The following is an 18,426-nucleotide window of genomic DNA, read 5'->3' on the forward strand; positions in this document are numbered from 1 at the left end:
CAGAGGCGGCGGAATGAACCTCTCGACGATCAAGCAAAACGGAAAAATGGTGATCAGCGTCAAGGAGCCGCGCGTCGACGCTCACAACTCGGCCGAGCTGAAGGACAGGATTTTGAAGATTCTGGAAGGCGGCGAACGCAATCTCGTCGTCGATTTGGAAGAGGTCGAGTTCATCGATAGTTCAGGCCTCGGCGCTCTGCTTTCCGGCTATAAAAACGCCAATCTGCGCTCGAGCGGCTTCGCGCTCTCCGGATTGCGGCCGCGCGTGCGGTCGATGTTCGAACTCACGCGGCTGCATCGCGTCTTCGACATCTATCCAAAGCTCCAGGAGGCGACCAGCAGCTAGGCGCCTGCGTGATGAAATGTCGGAAGTGATGATGAACGTCGACATCGTGGTTCCCAATCAGACCCGCTATTTGCGCCTCGTCGGCAATATCGCCGAGCAGGTCGCCAGGGAAGTGGACGTAACGGACCGAGATCGTGAAACGCTGGCTTACCATCTCAATCTCGTTCTCACCGAAGCCATGGCCAACGCCATCGAATATAGCCGGCCGGATGGCGATGGCGAAACCGTGAAGGTTTGCCTCTCGATCGAAAACTGCGACTTGTGGATTCGCGTCTTCGATAACGGCCAGGGTTTCGACCTGAACGCCGTGCCGACGCCCGATTTCGACAACCTCACCGAGCGCGGCCGTGGGATTTTTTTCATCCGCAGTCTCATGGATTCGGTCGAATATCGTCGGACCGACGCCGGCAATGTTCTCGAAATGCGTAAGCACCTGCACTGAGGCGCCGCCGGCTGGCTGGCTCCTGATATCGGGCCGACGGAAATGCTCCATCTGACTGAGTGGGACGCCCGCGCCCGCAACTTCATGGACCGCGCCGCGCACAGACTGCGTCTCGAGGCGGTCGAGACGTCGCCCGCGCGCGCCTTTCCGGCTTTGTACCGTTCAGGGCAGGCCCCGATTCAAGCGGGGCGGGACATGCTCATCATGCAGGCCGTCGCGCAAAGCGGCAGGGACGCCGCCGATCTGCGCGCACTGCCCGGCGACCCGAGCGGGCTACGCCGGGATTTACGCATTTTCACTTTGGAGGAACGGACACTCGACGAATTGACCCCGCTTATTCGCAATCTCGGGCTCAGAGTGATCGACCAAACGCGGTTCGACGTCAGTTGGGGAGGGCGGACGCATTATGTCCGAAGCTTTGTCGTGGAGGCGCTCGACAAAACGTCGCCGCGTCTCGACGCTTCGAGAGGCCGGATGAAGGCGGCGCTCTCCCGCCTGCTCGCGGAAGAGATCGAGAACGACGCTTTGAACGAACTTGTCGGGCGCGCCGGTTTCGAATGGCGCGAGGTCGATCTGCTTCGCGCTTATTGCGGCTACCGGCTGCAGCTTGGCCCCTCGATCGGGCGCGATCGGATTTACGAGGCTCTCCTGCGTCATGTCGAGGCGGCGGGCCTTCTTTACCGCTATTTCCAAACGCGCTTTCACCCCACCGGGCGGGAGGGCGAATTGGAGGCGCTGAACGCCATTCGTCAGCAATTGATCTCGGCTTTGGAGAAAGTCGAGGATCTGACGGACGACCGCCTGCTGCGCGAAATCTTCAATCTCATCGACGCGACGTTGCGAACGAATTTCTTCGCGCCGGGAGATCCGACGAAGCGCGCGCTCGCGATCAAGGTCGACAGCATGGGGATCATCAACGCGCCCTATCCGAGGCCGTTCGCCGAAATATATGTGCGCGCGCGCCACTTAGAGGGGATCCATCTGCGCGGCGCCAAAGTCGCGCGCGGCGGGCTGCGCTGGTCCGACAGATGCGAAAATTTTCGCACCGAGATCCTCGATTTGATGCAGACGCAGATGGTGAAGAACGCGCTCATCGTTCCGCAAGGCGCGAAGGGCGGCTTCGTCCTGAAGACGAGTTGCGGGGGCGCCGCAGAGCGCCAGCAATTGGGAATGCGCGCCTATGGCGATTTCATCCGCAGTCTGCTCGACGTCACCGACAATATCATCGGCGCCAAAATCGCCCGGCCAGCCTACCTCGTGGCCTATGACAACGCCGATCCCTATCTGGTCGTCGCCGCGGACAAAGGCACGGCGTCGTGGTCCGATGAAGCCAACCGGATCGCGGCATCCTATAAATTCTGGCTTGGCGACGCCTTCGCGACAGGCGGGTCGCACGGCTATCACCACAAGCGGCTCGGCATCACCGCAAGAGGCGCGTGGCTATGCGTCGAGCGGCACTTTCTCGAACTCGGCCGCAATATCGACCGTCATGCCTTCTCGGTCGTCGGCGTCGGTTCGATGGATGGCGACGTTTTCGGCAATGGGATGCTGCAATCGCGCAACATCCGTCTTTGCGGCGCATTCAGCGGACAACATATTTTTCTCGATCCGGACCCGGATCCGCTGATTTCATTCGCCGAGCGGAAACGGCTGTTCGAAACGCCCAATTCAACCTGGGCGGATTACGACCCCCGACTCATCTCCCGGGGCGGCGGCGTCTTTCGGCGCGACGCGAAGGAAATCGAACTCAGCGAGCAGATCCGCGGCTGGCTTTCGGTGCGTCAGCACGCGATAGACGCCGAAGGGCTGATCAAGCTTCTGTTGACGGCGCCGGTCGATCTTTTGTGGCTGGGCGGGATTGGAACTTATGTGAAGGCCGGTTCGGAACGGGACGAAACCATTGGCGATCGCGCCAATGACGGCGCGCGCGTCGAAGCCTCGCGCCTGCGGGCGAAGATCGTCGGCGAAGGCGCCAATTTGGGATTCACCCAGAAAGCGCGGGTCGAATATGCGCTGGCGGGCGGGCGCATCAATACGGACGCCGTGGACAATTCGGCGGGCGTCGATCTGTCCGATCACGAGGTCAATCTGAAGATCCTGCTGACGCCTTCGGACGAACGCGGCGCCGGCGATCTGGAGGAGAATGCGCGCAACGAATTGCTCGCGGCGATGGCGGATGAGGTTTGCAACGCGGCGCTCGACGACAGCTACCGGCAGAGCCTGTGTCTCTCGCTCGAACGCGAACGCAGCGTCGCCGATATCGAACCTTTTCTCACAGTCGCGGAGTTGTTCGAAAGCTGGGGACTGCGGGATCGCAGCATCGACGCCTTTCCGTCGCGTCGCGAGATCGCGCTGCGGAGCGCGAAAGGGCTGACAAGACCGGAACTCGCGCAGCTCATGGCCTATGCGAAGCTTGCGCTGAAAAGGCAGTTGCTGGAGGCCCCCGGCTTTCTCGACGCGGACTGGAGCAGAAGCTTTCTGCTGAGCTATTTTCCGCCCCGAGCGCTTCAAGGACGGGTGGAGAAAGCGAAGCGCCATCCGCTTGCGCGCGAGATCGCAGCGTCTCTCATCAGCAACAGGATCGTCGACCAGGCCGGCGCGAGCTTTTTGCTGTTCGGCGAGGCGTCGACGCCTAAACTGTTGCTTGACGCGGTGGCGCTTTATCTCACCTTCGATCAAATTGTCGAAGGCGACAAATGGCGCGCCGCGGTGCGCAAATTGGACGGAAGGCTCGAAGCGAGCGAGCAATATCGTCGTCTCATGCAACTCGAGGACGCCCTGTCCCATCTCTGCCGCTGGGCTCTGCAACGAGGGAAGCTTTTGACGCCTTCTGAAACAGTGGTCGCCGAGTGGCGGGAGCATTTGCGCGTTTTCGCGGCGCAAGCGAGCGAGAGCTCCGAATATGCGCTTTTTGCGACGCTCGCGCCCGAAATGTCGCGCGAATTCTTGTTGAAGCGGCTGCGCGACTTCCCCTTCATCGTCGAGCTGGCGCAAAAATCCAATGAGGGCGTACGCCTGGCGGCAGGTCTGTTCGACGAGGCGGCGGCGCTGTTCGACCTAAATCAGATCTCCGCGCTTCTCGCCGACGTGGCCGCGCGCGATCCCTGGGAGCGACAGCTCCAAGCTTCGCTCGAAGACAGCCTGCGCTTGGCGCCGGCGCGCGTCGCGGCGCTGGAGATTCGTCTTGGACTTAAGAATCCAGTCGAGCTTTTCAGCCGGGCCGCGATGGAGTCGACCCTCGCAAATGTGAAAAGGATTCGCACGAAGCTCCTGCGGGAAAGAAGCTCGTCGCTCGCGCCATTCGCAACCTTCGCCGCCGAAATGGATCTCTTGATCGACGCCTGTGAAGCGCGATGCGGAAGGGGCTAGCGCCGGGCGGGTCGTCCATGCGGGAGACGGGAGGAACCGGGATGCCGGCAAGCGAAGCCGATCTGGCGCATGCGATACTGGACGCGGAGGATGACGCGCTTTTCGTTCTCGACGCTTCCGGCGGAGTGAGCGCGATGAATGGCGCGGCCGAACGGCTGACCGGCTATTGCGAGGCGGAATTGGCGGGAGACGGCCTGCTTGGAAAGAACATCGTCGAGAATATTTCCGTCGAAACAGCGGCTGCGGCGACCGCGCCCCGCGAAGGCCGCGTGCGCGTGCGGCGCAGGGATGGAACGGCGATCGACGCCGATTACGCCATGCGTCCCCTCGTCATCGCGGACCGTCCCATAACTATCTTGAGGCTCCGCCCGCATTCGCAGGAACAGGCGCCGGATGCGCCGCTCGAGGACACGATAAAGAAGCTGTCTGCGATTTTCGACGGGATGGCCGACGGCCTCGTCCTTATCGACGAAGTCGGTTTGATGCATCTCTTCAGCGCGGGGGCCGAACGGCTTTTTGGATATAGCGCCAGCGAGGCGGTCGGCGGCAATGTCAAAATGCTGATGCCCTCGCCATATCGTGAGCAGCATGACGCCTATCTTCGCGCTTATCGCGAAACCGGGGTGAAAAAGATCATCGGCGTCGGGCGTGAGGTCGTGGGACGGCGCAAGGACGGCTCGGTCTTTCCCATGTATCTTTCCATCGGCGAAATCTGGCTTTCGGGCGAGCGTTACTTCGTCGGCATGACGCATGATCTGACCCGCCTCAAACTGACCGAAGAGCGGTTGCTGATCTTATCCGCGGCGATGGATCAGAGCCCGGTAGGCTTTATGATCGCCAATCGGGCGGGGCAAATTCAATATGTAAACGGCGCTTTCACGCGGCTGACCGGCTATGCGGCCGAAGAACTCGTGGGCGAAAATCCGCGCGTCCTGCAATCGGAGACGACGCCCCGCGAACAATATCGTCGTTTGTGGGATGCGATCAGGGAAGGCCGCGAATGGCGCGGCGAAATACAGGATCGCCGTAAAGACGGATCGCTTTATTGGGCGCTCGAAATGATCACGCCTCTACGGGAGGCTTCAGGGCAAGTCACGCATTATCTGGCCATTCAACAGGACATTACGGAGCAGAAGAGAGATAAGGAAGCCCTCGCCGAAAGCGAAGAACGATTCCGCAAGGTCGCCGAGATGGCCGGCGAATGGCTTTGGGAGCAGGATGCGCAGGGACGCTACACCTATTCCAGCAATGCGGTGCGCAGCATTCTCGGCATCGAACCGGAAGAGGTGGTTGGAAGAACCTATTCCAGCCTTTTCGCCTCAGACGGCGCGCATCCTTCCGACGCTGTTCTTTTCAAGGAGACGAATGCGGAGTTCCACCGGGTCGTGAATTCCTATCGCCGGAAGGATGGACGCAGGATTTCAACCGAATCGAGCGGCGCGCCGATCTTCGACGATAAGGGCCGCCTGATGAAGTGGCGCGGCATCGATCGCGACATCACCGCTGAAAAGGATTATGAAGATCGCCTGAGGGTGCGTGATCGCGCCCTGGAATCGCTTCATGTCGGAGTCGCCATCTCCGACGCGCGCGCGCCGGGCCAGCCAAATATCTACGTCAATCCCGCACTGTCGAGGATGACGGGATATTCCCGCGATGAGCTCCTCGGGCGCAGCATGCATCTTTTACAGGGCCCGGAGACGGATCGGGAGGCGCTTCTCGAAATCAAGCGCGCGCTCGCGCGCGGCGAAGGCTGCGAAGTGACCCTGAAGAACTACCGTAAAAATGGCGAAGCGTTCTGGAACGAGCTGATCATATCTCCGGTGCGCGACGGAAACGGCGTCGTCACGCATTATGTCGGCATTCAAACGGATGTCACGGAACGTCGCCGGGCCGAGGAAAGTCGGCGCGAGCTTGAGATCGCGAAGCAGATTCAGCTCTCACTCCTGCCTCATGCGCCGCTTTGCGTCGCCGGCGCGAGCATATTTGGCGTCTGTAAACCCGCGACGCATGTCGGCGGCGATTATTTCGACTATTTCGAAAACGCCGGCTCGCTCGACGCCGCGATAGCCGACGTATCGGGCCATAGCGTCGGCGCCGCTCTGATGATGACGGTTGTTCGCAGCATGTTGCGCGCGGAGGCGCGCAAGGCCGTCGACGCGCGATCGAATCCCGCCGCCGTTCTCCAGGATTTGAATGATCTTCTCCATGGCGACCTTACGCAGGCCGAACTGTTCATCACCATGTTCTATTGTCGTTACGACCCTTTGCGCCGACGGCTGCGTTACGCCAATGGCGGCCATAATCCGGCCCTGCTCCTGAGAACGCAGGAACGCCATTGTCGTCAGCTCGATGGCGACGGTCTCGTGCTCGGCGTCGATCGCGCCGCTGTTTTCGAGGATTGCTGCCTTCCCCTGCAAAAGGACGACAAAGTGCTGCTCTATACGGACGGCGTCACCGAAGCCCAGAACGTCGCCGGGGATTTTTACGGCGTCGAGCGTCTGTGCAAGGCGTTTGAAGCCAATCGCCTCCTCCCGCCGCAACCGCTTGTGCACGCCATTCTCGGCGATATGCATCGGTTCTGTGATCGCGTTCCCGCGAGCGACGACATCGCCATGGTCGTCATGCAGATTCTTTGAGCTGCGACGATCATCCGTCGAATCTTTCATTTACGGAAAGGGCGCTGCCTTCATCGCGGACGAACGCCCGCTCTCCGGGGCGGGATAAATCGCGCGAGTCAGCGGATCGGCGAGACCTAGCCCCAGAAGAATGACGAGCCAGACGACGCCCGACGTCGCGAAAAGAAGGGTCGCGGGACCTTCGCGCCTCAGTCCCATAAATCGCGTGGCCACGATCCAGACCATCGCCAAAGCAGGGAGAAGGATCAGAAGTCGAAGCGACGGGTCGAGACGCAGAAAGCTCACGCCCAATTCAAGCCCGAGGAGAGCGAGAAGCACGAAATAGCCTGTCAGGAGGCCGCCGAAGCTCATGCGCCGCGCCCAATGAGATAGATGAGAGGGAAAAGGATCAGCCACACCATGTCGACGAAGCTCCAATAGAGGCCGACGACGACCACAGGCGTCCGGGCTGCATCGGGAGACGCGCTTACGCGCCAAATAATCCAGGCAAGCAAAGCGAGGCCGATGAGAAGATGCGCGCCATGAACCGCCGTGCTCAGGAAATAGAAGGAGAAGAACAAGGCTGCGCCGCCTCGTCGCGGCTCGGGAACCGAAAAGGCGGCGCCGGGGAAGAGACCTCTATGAAAATCCTCCGGCCACTCGACGCCGAATTTGAGCGCGATGAAAGCAAGGCCGAGAAGCCAGGCGGCGCCGAAGGCGAAAAACATAAGACGTCGCCGTCCCTTTCCCATCGACCAATGCGCGACGCCATAGGCGAAGCTGCTGGTAATCAAGAGCGCCGTATTGATCGCGCCGACCGTAAGATTTGTCTGAGAGGCGCCGAAATCGAAGCCCGGCTGATTGAACTGGCGCGAAAAGACCCAGGCGAGGAAGAGCGGTCCGAAAAACAGACACTCCGTTGCGAGAAAGGCCCACATGCCCGCGACGGCCGTCTCGCGCTGATGGGCCGCGTCGGCGAATTGAAATCCATGCGCGTCGATCGCTTCACTCATGGCTGACGGCCTCCGCCAGCGGATATTGATAGGGCGGCTGCGTCACGAGCGGCGTCTCAGGAAAATTTTCGGTCGGCGGCGGCGACGGCGTTTTCCATTCTAGGCCCGTCGCGCTCCATGGATTCGCCGGGGCTTTGTCGCCATAGAGCAGCGACCAGAGGAGATAGAGAAGCGGCAGCAGATAGCCGATGGCGAGCACGAGCGCGCCCGCCGAAGAGAGGAGGTTCAACGGCTCAAATTCGGCGGGATAGGAAGCGTAGCGGCGCGGCATGCCGAGATAGCCGAGGATGAATTGCGGAAAGAAGGTGAGATTGAAGCCGGCGAAGATGATGATCGCCGCGGCGCGGCCCCACATTTCCGGATACATCCGGCCTGTGATCTTCGGCCACCAGAAGTGCAGTCCCGCAAAATAGGCGGAGACCATGCCGCCCACCATCACATAATGGAAATGCGCGACGACGAAGTATGTTTGAGTGAGATGGACGTCGGCGGCGAGCGCGGCGACGAAAAGGCCGGTGAGCCCGCCCATCGTGAAAAGGCCGATGAAAGCGATTGCGTAGAGCATGGGCGCATCGAAGCGGATATAGCCCTTGTGCATCGTTCCGACCCAATTGAAGACCTTTATCGCCGATGGTACCGCCACCGCATAGCTCAACAGGGAAAATAGGAGGGCTGAATAAAGCGACTCGCCGGCGACGAACATGTGATGACCCCAGACGAGAAAGCTGATGACGGCGATCGCGATGCTCGCCCATACGACGAATTTGTAGCCGAAGAGCTCCTTGCTGGAGAAACAGGGAACGATTTCGCTGATGACGCCGAATCCGGGCAGGATCATGATGTAGACGGCGGGGTGCGAATAAAACCAGAAGAGATGCTGAAACAGCAGGGGATCGCCGCCGACAGCCGGATCGAAGACGCCGACATGAAAGAGCCTCTCGAAAGCGAGGAGCAGAAGCGTCATCGCCAGCACGGGCGTCGCAAGCGCCATGATGACCGAGGTTGCGTAGAGCGACCAGAGGAAGACCGGCATTTTGTGCCAGGTCATGCCGGGCGCGCGCAGCTTGTGGATGCTGACGATAAAATTGAGCCCCGTTGCGATGGATGAGAAGCCGGCGATGAAGATCGCAGTGACGGTCGCGATGACGTAGCCGTTCGAGTAAAGCGAAGAGAAAGGCGTATAGAAAGTCCAGCCGGTGTCGACGCCGCCCGCGATCAGGGCGTAAAGCGCGGTGAAGCCGGCGGCCATGAAGAGATACCAGCTCAGGAGATTGAGGCGCGGAAAGGCGAGGTCGCGCGCGCCGAGCATGAGCGGCGCGAGGAAATTTCCGAGCGTGGCCGGCACGGCGGGGACAAGGAAAAACCAGACCATCACGACGCCATGCATGGAGAACAGGCGATTATAGAGGTCCGCCGAGCCGAGCCGGCCGCTGGCGGAAATCAAATTATACCGCATGACGGCGGCGGCGATTCCGCCGATGAAGAAGAAGGCGGTTATTGCGCCGAGATAAAGGATGGCGATCCGCTTGTGGTCGGTCGTCAGCAGCCAGCTGCGCAAAGTGAAGCCATCGGTGAGATAGGAGCCTTCGGCCTGATCGGCCAAAACATCTGTCATGGCGTCGCTCCATTGCGGAGTGATTTGATGAAAGCGTCCAGCCGCATGAGCTGTTCTTCGTCGATCTGTCCGGCGAAAGACGGCATGACGGGTTCAAAGCCGGCGACGATTTCCTTGTCCGGCTCGAGGATCGAGTCGCGGATATAGCGGTCGTCCGCAACGGCGGTCGCGCCGCTCGTCAATCTGACGCGCGAACCATAGAGCCCGATGAGCGCCGGCGCCCGTATGGCGCCGCTGGCGCCTTCCCCATGAGCGCCATGACAACCGCTGCAGCCGAGACGCATGAACAAGGCCTCGCCTTCGGAAGCCATCGACGCTCCTGCGACTGTCGTGGTCCTCGCGCCGCCGAGCCATTGCTCGAACGCCGGCGCCGTCATGGCGAACACCTCGCCTGTCATCGTCGCATGGCCGGCGCCGCAAAGCTGCGTGCAAAAGAGCTTGTAGGCGCCAGGGCGATCCGCCTGAAACCAGAGGCTTTGGTAGCGCCCGGGCAGGACGTCGCGTTTGATGCGAAAGGCCGGCACTGAAAAATCATGAATGACGTCCTGCGACGTCATGACGAGCTGAACCGGCCTGCCGATGGGAATGTGCAGCGCGTTCAGTTCGCGCTGGCCGCCGACATGCTCCGCCTTCCACATCCACTGCTTGGCGACGACATAAATTTGCAGCGCGTCGGCCGGCGCCTGAAACAGCCGCACATAAAGATCCGCGCCCCAAAGGAAGAGGCCGAAGAAAACGGCCATGGTCGCGAGCGTCCAGGCGATCTCGAAACGCCAGGATTTGCGCGAAGGCGCGCCTCTGGCCGCTTTGCTTCCCGCATGATATCGGAACATGTAGACAAGGATTAAGCCATAAACGAGCGCGAGGATCGCGGCGGAGGCGAGAACGAGCGCGAGAATGAGGTAATCGATTTCAACGGCTTCATTCGACGCCTGCGGCAAAAGCGGGCTCATGCCAGGCTACGCCTGAGGACTTTATAGAGCGTTCCTGCGAAGACCAGGACGCCCGCGACGCTCAGCAACCGCAAGAGCCTCAAGACGGCGACCGAATAGCGTCCGGTTTCGGGATCGTAGTCGAAACAAAAAAGCGAAGCCGGCGAGGCGCGGGTCGTCTTTCGATCCCTCGCGCGCTCGATCGCCTCACGAATTGTCGCCGCATCCAGGCCGAACCCGAAGAGATAGCCGGACACGACGCCTTCGCGATCGAGGAGGACCCGGCCGATCGGATGCAAGATCGTCTTTTGTTCGGCGTTAAAGGCGTAATCGAAGCCGACAGTGCGGCTCAGTTGCGCGATTTCTGAGTTTCCGGCGGTAAGATAACGCCATCCCGACGATGCGCCGGCGGCCGGAAAATTTTCGATGTCCCTCGCCTTGGCGGCGGCTGCGTCAGCGCTCGTCTCCGACGGATCGACGCTCACGACGACAAAGCGATAGTCGCGCTCCGCGGAGAGTCCGGACGCCAGAAGCGCTTCGAGCGTTTCAGCGCGCAGGACGCTGCAGAGTTTGCGGCATCGAAAATATCCCAGAAGGAGAACGACCGGACGGCGATCGAGCGTTTCCGCGAGTTTGACGCCATGTCCCGTCTCATCTTGCAGGACGATGTCGAGCGGAAGGCGCGCGCCAATCCTTTGCGTGTAGCCGGCGCCCGTGAGATCGGGAGGCGCTCCCGCCTTCGCGGGCGCCAGGGCGAGCGCCGGAAGCAGCGTCAGCAGCGGTGCGATGCGCTTCATGGTCTCCCTTCGCCGTTGCGGAGCCGGAGGCCGGCTTTGCAAGGTAGTTGGGGCTCGATGGCCAGCCAGCAATGCTTCTTTCAGCCAATTGACGCATCGCCTCTTGGATCGACGACGGGTCGGACCCGGCTCTTTCATCCGCCAGGAAGGCGTCGAAATCCGCGCGCGGATTCTCCTGTAGCCGCGGCGGCGGGAAATCCGGCAAAGGCGTATGAATCAGCTGGTCTTTCGTGCTGTGCGGAAACAGTATGAGCACCGCCCCCGCGAGCCCCGCGAGCGACGCTCCGAGAGCGATCCATCCGCGCCAGATAAAAATTTTCGGAGCGTCAGATGCTTCATGGCGCGCCGGCTCAAGCGTTTTCTCGCTCATATCGGACAGGCTCCCGCTGCTTTGAAATCGGCGCCTCGAGCGTCATGCACGCCGAGGCCGCGAACATGCTGACGACCGCCGCGACGAAGGTGGCGACGAGGATGGGAGGATCGGCTCTCGCCTCCGGGCCGACGAGCCAGAGACTGCGCGCGCAGGCGGCGAGCATCAGCAGCGCGGTAAGCGAGGCCATGCACGCGCGCGACGTTTGAACTCTTGTCGACAACAGAGCGAAGAAAGGCAGAGCGAAATGGGTCAAGGCGACGGCTGCGGCGAGCGCTCCCCATCCGCCGGTCAGGCGCGGCCCATACCACGCCGCCTCGTTCGGCAGGTTGGATTGCCAGACGATGAGCAATTGCATGAAGTCCAAATAGGCCCAAAGGATCGCAAGCGCGAGCAGGAGACGTCCGTTTTGCCGGAGGGGGGCGCCTGCTATGCCGCGCTTCGATGCTGCAAGGATTGCGGCCGATAGCGCGAAAAGAGCCATTTCGGCCATTCGGAGGAGCCCGAAAACGCTCGAAGCGAAACGCGGGTCGAGCGACATGATCGCATCAATGGACATGAAGGTGGTGGTCAAGGCGAGCGCGACGAGGCCGCCAGGGGCGATGGAAACGAGCGACGATACGCGACGCAGCGTTGATAGAATGAGCCGGCCGAGCGCGAACCAAACGACAAAATACAGGATCAGCCGTCCGAGCGCGAAGGTTGCATTGAGGTAAAACGCGTTCGGCAAACCGTGCGCGTTCAACCATGGATACAGGCTGGTCGCCGTCAGCAGGAAAGGGATCGCCAATAGCGGAAGCAGAAGGAGGGATCGGACGCCTGCGGCGAGCTCCGTCCGGAGCGCGTCTCCCCATGCGTCGCCGGTAAGCGCGTGAATGAGCAACAGCGCCATAGATCCGAGAGGAAGCCCGATCCAGACGGCGAGCGCGGCGAGCCAGGCGTAAGGGAAAGCGTCGGGCGCCAGCCTCCAGAACGTCGCCGTTATCGCCGCGCTCAGGAGCGCGACGCCGAGCGCGGCGCGTTGCGGCGCGTTCATTTCCCGTCGCCTTTGCTTGTCGCCTGTGCGTTTGCGCGGCTTTGCTGCAATGCTTTTATGTATGCGGCGATGGCCCAGCGATCTTCCGGAGGAACGCGCGACGCATAGGAATACATGGCGCCGAAGCCGTCGGTTATGACGTCGTAAAAGCGTTTTGGCGGCGTGTCGCGCAGGCGCTGCGTATGATAGGAGGGCGGCGCTGGAAAGCCGCGCTGCACGATCATGCCGCGGCCGTCGCCGGCCTCGTCATGGCAAGGGGCGCAAAAAATCCCGTAACGCTCCTTCCCGCGCTCCAGCAGAGCCAGCGTCACGGCCGGCGCCGTTTCCGGACGCGAGCGGAAGGCCACGACGCCGGCGGGCGACGAAACCGGCGCGACGAGAGGGCGATAGGCTTTTTGCTTTTGCTGTACGGACATATCGCTGCAGGCGGAGAGGCCGATGAGGGTGATCATCGCTACGAGTCGGCGGGTCACGGCCCCGCCTCCTCGATTTCCGTCGCGCCGGACGCGAGACAGATTTCTCTCGCGCGACGCAACGCTTCGCCGTCGGCCGCATGGAGCGCGAGGATCCAGCGATCCGACATAGCGCGCTTCATCAGATCCGCCTCATCGACGGGATCGTGAAGCTTGAGAAGTCCGGCGGAAATGAAAGCCGCGACGATGGCGGCAATGACGGCGAGCCCGATCCCGATCTCGAAGGCGATCGGAACGAAAGACGGCCATGAGAGTTTCGGCCGGCCGCCAATATTCAGCGGATAGCCGATCATGTTGGCGTAAACCTGCATGGCGAAGCCGCCCGCGAAGCCGAGCAGGCCGCCCGCAAGCGCCACGCGCGGCGTCAGCGAGTCGATCTCATGCGCAGGAAAGGGCGAGAAGGTATCGAATCGGTCAAGGCCCCAACGGCGCAGCTCCGCGGCCGCCTTGTCGCGGCGTTCTTCGTCGACAAAGGCCGCGCTGAGAGAAAAGCGCGACGCGGTCTCAGCCGGAACCATCCCGGCGCTCCTTTTCTGCGGCGGTCATGATCTCCCGCATTTCGAACATGGACAGCATGGGGATGAAGCGCACAGCGCAGACAAGGCCGAAGATAAAGAGGCCGACGCTGCCAAAGAGCGTAAGCCAATCCCAAATCGTCGGCGTATATTCGCCCCAGGCCGACGGCAGGCGCGGCCGGCGCAAGCTCATCACGACGATCTGATAACGTTCGAGCCACATGCCGACGATCACGCCGAACGAAACAATGGCGACGACCGCCTCGTTGAGCCGCATGCGCCGGCTCCACAAAAGTTGCGGAAGAAGCGCATTGAATATGACGGCGCCCCAATAGATGACGGCTAATTGCCCACCGGCCTTGTCGAGGAAGGAGGCGCGCTCAGCAGCGTCCGTCGTATAGAAGGACATGAAGGCGTCCATGACGTAGGCGTAGGCGAGCGCGAGGCTGCTTGCGAGCATAAGCTTGCCGAGCGCGTCGAAATGGCGGCCCGTGATGAAGTCCTCGAAACTCAGCCAGCGCCGCAGGGGCACGAGGAGAAGCAGCGTCATGGCGAAGCCTGATAGCAGCGCGCCGAAGACGAAGAAGGGAGGAAACTGCGTCGAATGCCAACCGACCGTGGCGGCGCCGGCGAAATCGAGACCGACAATGCTGTGCACCGAGACGACGAGGGGCGCGATGATGACGGCGAGAACGCCGTAAGCCGCGCGATATTCCCGCCATTGTGAATCCGAGCCGCGAAAGCCCGCGGCGAAAATTCCAAAAATCGCGCGTCTCGCGGGCGTCTCCGCCCGATCGCGCATCGTCGCCAGATCGGGAATGAGGCCGTAGTACCAGAACAGAATGGACGAGATGAGATAAGTGAGGATGGCGAAGAAATCCCACAGCAGCGGGCTTCTGAATTGCGGCCAGAGCGTCATGGTGTTTGGATAGGGAAAGAGCCAGTAAAAGAGCCATGGCCGTCCGAGATGCAGGATCGGGAATATGCCGGCGCAGGCGACGGCGAAAATCGTCATGGTCTCAGCAAGGCGGTTGATGGAATTCCGCCACTCGGCGCCTGTCAGGTAAAACAGCGCCGAGATGAAGGTGCCCCCCGACGCGATGGCGATCCACCACACGTAATTGATGATGGCGAAGCCCCAGGCGACCGGCCAATCCACGCCCCAAATGCCGACGCCGGCGATGAAGAGCCAGGCGACGGCGAGGAAAAGGGCGAGCAGCAATATCGATGACAGAACAAGTAAGACGATCCACCAGCGCGGCGGCGCGTCTCGCCGCAGGGGAATGTCGCATATCTGGCGGGTCATCGAGCCGATCGACCGGCTGGGATTGAACAGCTTGTCGCCCTCGCTCGGAGCCGCGCTCATGGCGCCGGCTCCGCCAGATGCGGATTTCTGTTGAGAATGCGCATCTCGTAAGTCACGCGCGGCGCCGTGTTCTGGTCGGCGAGAAGGGCGTAGGCGAGAGGACTTTTCTTGCGCTGGGCCGTCTCGCTTTCGCTTTCTGCGAGATTGCCGAAACTGATGGCGCGAGAGGGACAGGCGGCCTGGCACGCCGTCACGACCTCTCCTATTGGCTTATTCGCCTTATCCGCTTCGACGCGCGCGGCGGCGATGCGTTGAATGCAGAAGGTGCATTTCTCCATCACGCCGCGTGCGCGAACCGTGACGTCCGGATTGCGCGACTCGAGCGCCCTCGACTCCGCGTCCGCAAAGGCGAAGTAGTTAAATCTGCGAACCTTGTAGGGACAGTTATTGGAGCAAAAGCGCGTGCCGACGCAGCGATTATAGACCATCACGTTCAAGCCCTCGGAATCGTGCATGGTCGCGCCGACGGGACAGACAGGCTCGCAGGGCGCCTGTTCGCAATGCATGCACAGCACGGGCTGAAAGTGAATTTGGGGATCTTCGGGCGGGCCCTCATAGTAGCGGTCGATGCGAAGCCAATGCATTTCCCTTTGGCGCAACACCTGCTCTCTGCCGACGACGGGAATATTGTTTTCCGCCTGGCAAGCGACGACGCAGGCGCTGCATCCGATGCAGGCGTTGAGATCGATGCTCATGCCCCAGGCGGCCGGGCCTTGCGGGCGCCAACGATATAGAAACGGCCCTTCGCGCGGCGAAGGTTCAATCTCGCCCGAGCGAAAATGGGCGAGCGTGTCGCTGCGCGCAAATTGGCCGCTCTCGTCGTCGCGCAACGGATGATGACGATCGGTGCTCGCGACCGCGACGCGGCCATCGAGTTTGCGCAAGGCGAATGGACCATTCAGTCCGTAAAGCGGAAAGAAATCCACGCCGACATTGCGTCCAATGTCGCCGGAGCGTTGGCGTCCGAAGCCGAGATAGGCGACAACGCAGTCATCGGCCTGGCCCGGATGGATCCAGACGGGGCTGCGCATGACGGCGCCGCCGCCTGCAATCTCGACCAGATCGCCGTCCCGCACCCCCAGGCGCCTGGCCGCGCCGGGAGAGACGAGCGCCGGATTGTCCCATACGATCTTCGTCAGCGGACGAGGCAACTCTTGGAGCCACGCATTGCCGGCGTTGCGACCGTCCCACAGGAACGGGTCGGGACGCAGGAGGAGGGCGACGCCCGCGCTTACGGGCTTTGGCGCCGACAGGGTCGGCGCTGCTGGCCGCAAGGCGCCGTTGAAGGCCGCGTTTGCGCTCCCTTCGACGACTCCGTCGGAGAGCGCCTTTCTCCAGCCCGATTCAAAATCGCCGGAGAGCTTGCTCTTCCACGTCGCTTGGACGAGGTCGTGAGATTCCGGAGCGCCCGGCCGCAGCAGCAGGCTCAGCAGATGATGCGGATCGATCCCGCCGAAGAGCGGCGACGATTGCGGCTGCAAGACGCTTGCCGTTCCGTCAAAGGCGCGCGCGTCGCTCCAATACTCCCATGAATGCGACATTGGCGTCGCCCAAAGCGTCGCATCGCTGGTCTCGTTGCGCGCCGGCGTCAGCGTCAAGTTGAAGTCGACGCGCTTCATCGCTTCGGCGAAGCCAATGGCGGAAGCCGTGAACGCCGGATTGCTGTCGAGGATGAAAAGCGATGCGATTTTGCCGGCGTCCATGTCTCTTATGAGAGCGGGGAGAGAATAGTCCGCATCCGCGGATGGGTGCAGGACGGGTTCGACGAGACGGAGAGTCGCCCCGCGTGCGCCGAGCGCTTCATTGATCGCAAAGACGAGCGCATGATTCTCGGCCGAATGATCGGGCCCGAGATGAATGAGCGCGCGGCCGCGATGCGCGTCGAGATCGTCCGCGATCCGCCGCAGCCAGTCAGGAGGCTCGGGCGTGGAATGTCCCAGAAACCGCGCGGCGAGCGCAGAAAGCGCATCCTGGGCTTCGCCGCGCCGGGCGATGTAACGATGGTCGGCCATCGCGCCGGTGAGCGTCGGCGTCGCCTCCACGGCGTAGAGCCTGCTCATATTGCCATCGCGCACAGGGTTGCGACGCAACGCGAAATCCCGCGCATAGCGCAGGGAGCCCGGCGCCTGATCGAGAAGATCGCTGTCAATTGCGAGGATCACATCCGCTCGGGCAAGGTCGTAGACGGGCTCTACGGCGCGCCCATAGGCGAGAGCGGCGCCTTTGTGCGTATTGGCGCGCGAGATCGCTTCATAGTGAAGCCAACGGGCTTCCGGATAGGCGTCGCGCAATTGTTCGAGCTGCGCCGAAAGCGTCGGCGAGGAGCAAGCGCCTGTGAGCACGGCGAGTCCCGCGCCTCGATTGGCGCCGAAATTCTCGCGCTGCGCGGCGAGCGCGCGCTCGAGGCTCGGCATATCGGCCGGCAGTCCTTTACGCGTCGTGCCCCATGCGCGCTCGGGATTGTAGAAATCGAGCAATTGCGCCTGCGCCATTGCATCGGTAGCGCCAAGGCTTGCCGGATGGTTGGGATTGCCTTCGACCTTGATCGGCCTTCCCATCCAATGTCTGACGACGACGCCGACCGCATAGCCTTGATGCACGAATGCGGTGCTATATTCGTCCGCCTGCCCGGGTCGGACGTTAGGAGGGGGATGAACGGCCGGGATCAGATGTTGCGGCGGCGGCGAGCATCCGCCGACGCCCCCGAGCGTCAGCGCGGTCGCCATCAGCTTGAGCGCTTCGCGCCGGTCGGGCGAATCCGCCGCGACGTCCGCGCCGAGCGGCGTCTCGCGGGCGATTCCCAAGCGGCGCCATTGCCGGCTCACCGGTGACATATCGAGCACTCCGCAAGGTCGCGTCCGCCAAGTTGGTATTGCGCGAGAAGCGCCTGCGGCGCCGGCGCGTCGGACCCGCGACGCCAGCCCGTGTCGAAGACGGCCTCCTTCGGGCGCAAATTCGGGCCGGGGTTCCGGTGGCAGTCGAGGCAGAACTGCATCGTCAGCGTCCTGGCTTTCCAGGTGAGCGGCATGCGCGCCACATCCCCATGGCAGCTAGCGCATCCGACGCCCTTGGCGATGTGGACGCTGTGGTCGAAATAGACATAGTCCGGAAGATCGGTGACGCGTCGCCATTCGAGCGGCTTGTCGTTTGCGAGACTTTGCCGCACGGGCGCGAGAATTTCGGCGTCGGTCCAGATCTGCGAATGGCACGTCATGCAAACATAGGTCGTGGGCATGCCGGCGGTCGCGGCCGTTTCAACTGAATTGTGGCAGTAACGGCAGTCGAGGCCGAGGCCCGATACATGGTGCTCGTGGCTGAAAGGCGCCGGCTGCGCAATGGGCGCCCGCATGTTCCGCCCATAGTCGCTCACCTGCCAGAGCCAAAGCATGGACGGGAAGATGACGGCCGTCGCAGCCAGCGCGACAAGAGCGGCCCTGACAAACAAATTGGCGCGAGGCGTGAATGCGGCCGTCAAGAGCAGCTCCATATCAATGCAAAAAGTCTAACTGGCCTTCCGGGAGGTTCCAGCAAGCGAGA

15 protein-coding genes are annotated in these 18,426 nt (G+C 62.0%); 4 read left to right on the forward strand and 11 right to left on the reverse strand.

From position 1 onward, the window contains the following. Positions 1 to 13: 13 nt before the first annotated feature. From MMG94_RS15285 to MMG94_RS15300, 4 genes are read left to right on the forward strand one after another with little or no spacing between them, the layout of a single operon-like run. Positions 14 to 346: an STAS domain-containing protein gene (locus MMG94_RS15285; RefSeq protein ID WP_016919641.1), complete on the forward strand. Its 333-nt coding sequence runs from the start codon at positions 14 to 16 to the stop codon at positions 344 to 346. 16 nt (positions 347 to 362) lie between these two features. Then, entirely contained in the window at positions 363 to 788 is a 426-nt protein-coding gene (locus tag MMG94_RS15290; RefSeq protein WP_016919642.1) for an ATP-binding protein, read from the forward strand. A gap of 42 nt (positions 789 to 830) precedes the next feature. Next, on the forward strand, positions 831 to 4,157 hold the full coding sequence (locus MMG94_RS15295) for an NAD-glutamate dehydrogenase domain-containing protein (protein ID WP_016919643.1): 3,327 nt from the start codon (positions 831 to 833) through the stop codon (positions 4,155 to 4,157). A gap of 41 nt (positions 4,158 to 4,198) precedes the next feature. Beyond that, on the forward strand, positions 4,199 to 6,793 hold the full coding sequence (locus tag MMG94_RS15300; protein ID WP_016919644.1) for a PAS domain S-box protein: 2,595 nt from the start codon (positions 4,199 to 4,201) through the stop codon (positions 6,791 to 6,793). A 30-nt stretch (positions 6,794 to 6,823) separates the two neighbouring features. On the opposite strand, the gene MMG94_RS15305 is transcribed toward MMG94_RS15300, so the two are convergent. From MMG94_RS15305 to MMG94_RS15355, 11 genes are all read right to left on the reverse strand, one after another. Then, positions 6,824 to 7,144, reverse strand: coding sequence for a hypothetical protein (locus MMG94_RS15305; protein WP_016919645.1), 321 nt, complete (start codon positions 7,142 to 7,144; stop codon positions 6,824 to 6,826). Beyond that, a complete protein-coding gene (locus MMG94_RS15310; protein ID WP_016919646.1) occupies positions 7,141 to 7,785 on the reverse strand; it encodes a cytochrome c oxidase subunit 3 in 645 nt (214 codons plus the stop codon). Before MMG94_RS15310 ends, MMG94_RS15305 begins: the two co-directional genes overlap by 4 nt. Continuing rightward, on the reverse strand, positions 7,778 to 9,400 hold the full coding sequence (locus tag MMG94_RS15315) for a cytochrome c oxidase subunit I (protein ID WP_016919647.1): 1,623 nt from the start codon (positions 9,398 to 9,400) through the stop codon (positions 7,778 to 7,780). The genes MMG94_RS15310 and MMG94_RS15315 overlap by 8 nt, the downstream gene beginning before the upstream one ends. After that, entirely contained in the window at positions 9,397 to 10,353 is a 957-nt protein-coding gene (coxB, locus tag MMG94_RS15320) for a cytochrome c oxidase subunit II (RefSeq protein ID WP_016919648.1), read from the reverse strand. The genes MMG94_RS15315 and coxB overlap by 4 nt, the downstream gene beginning before the upstream one ends. After that, entirely contained in the window at positions 10,350 to 11,129 is a 780-nt protein-coding gene (locus tag MMG94_RS15325; RefSeq protein WP_016919649.1) for an SCO family protein, read from the reverse strand. Before MMG94_RS15325 ends, coxB begins: the two co-directional genes overlap by 4 nt. Before the next feature lie 350 nt (positions 11,130 to 11,479). Next, entirely contained in the window at positions 11,480 to 12,535 is a 1,056-nt protein-coding gene (locus MMG94_RS15330; protein ID WP_016919650.1) for a hypothetical protein, read from the reverse strand. Then, entirely contained in the window at positions 12,532 to 13,008 is a 477-nt protein-coding gene (locus tag MMG94_RS15335) for a c-type cytochrome (RefSeq protein WP_051001110.1), read from the reverse strand. The genes MMG94_RS15330 and MMG94_RS15335 overlap by 4 nt, the downstream gene beginning before the upstream one ends. After that, positions 13,005 to 13,526 (reverse strand): DUF3341 domain-containing protein, encoded by a 522-nt coding sequence (locus MMG94_RS15340; protein WP_016919652.1) that lies wholly within the window; start codon positions 13,524 to 13,526, stop codon positions 13,005 to 13,007. The genes MMG94_RS15335 and MMG94_RS15340 overlap by 4 nt, the downstream gene beginning before the upstream one ends. Then, entirely contained in the window at positions 13,513 to 14,889 is a 1,377-nt protein-coding gene (nrfD, locus tag MMG94_RS15345) for an NrfD/PsrC family molybdoenzyme membrane anchor subunit (protein ID WP_016919653.1), read from the reverse strand. The genes MMG94_RS15340 and nrfD overlap by 14 nt, the downstream gene beginning before the upstream one ends. After that, positions 14,886 to 17,723, reverse strand: coding sequence for a 4Fe-4S dicluster domain-containing protein (locus tag MMG94_RS15350; RefSeq protein ID WP_154419679.1), 2,838 nt, complete (start codon positions 17,721 to 17,723; stop codon positions 14,886 to 14,888). Before MMG94_RS15350 ends, nrfD begins: the two co-directional genes overlap by 4 nt. Further along, positions 17,711 to 18,376 carry a cytochrome c3 family protein gene (locus MMG94_RS15355; RefSeq protein ID WP_016919655.1) on the reverse strand — a complete coding sequence of 222 codons (666 nt, stop codon included), beginning with the start codon at positions 18,374 to 18,376 and terminating at the stop codon, positions 17,711 to 17,713. Before MMG94_RS15355 ends, MMG94_RS15350 begins: the two co-directional genes overlap by 13 nt. Positions 18,377 to 18,426: the final 50 nt, after the last annotated feature.

Origin of the sequence: Methylocystis parvus OBBP, from assembly GCF_027571405.1 — a bacterium.
Classification (GTDB): domain Bacteria; phylum Pseudomonadota; class Alphaproteobacteria; order Rhizobiales; family Beijerinckiaceae; genus Methylocystis; species Methylocystis parva.